Here is a 282-nt window from a genome sequence, read left to right as displayed (position 1 = left end):
GAGCAGGGCACACGCGTCGGAGTGGGTGTCGTTCTCCGGTCTGGAGGGTGCGCCGATCAGCTCGATGCAGGCCTCGTTCGTCATCGACTCGTTGCACGCCCTGCCCGCGGCGATCTCGGTGTCCTACTGGAACGGAACTGCGTTCGCACCGGTCAGCAACGCGCGGATCCAGTGGGCGACGGAGTCCGGCAAACCGACCAGGGTCACGTTCACACCTGTGAGCACCGGTCGCATCCGCCTCGATCTCACCAGCCGCTCGCCGGGCACCGCCCGCGGCTTCCT

At 67.7% G+C, this 282-nt stretch carries 1 protein-coding gene; it reads left to right on the top strand.

The features are described from left to right. Positions 1–282: hypothetical protein (locus tag UK23_RS53410; protein WP_196778174.1), on the top strand; the 282-nt coding region annotated here is incomplete at both ends.

This window comes from Lentzea aerocolonigenes (assembly GCF_000955955.1).
Taxonomy (GTDB): domain Bacteria; phylum Actinomycetota; class Actinomycetes; order Mycobacteriales; family Pseudonocardiaceae; genus Lentzea; species Lentzea aerocolonigenes_A.
This window is presented reverse-complemented; position numbering and strand designations above follow the sequence as displayed.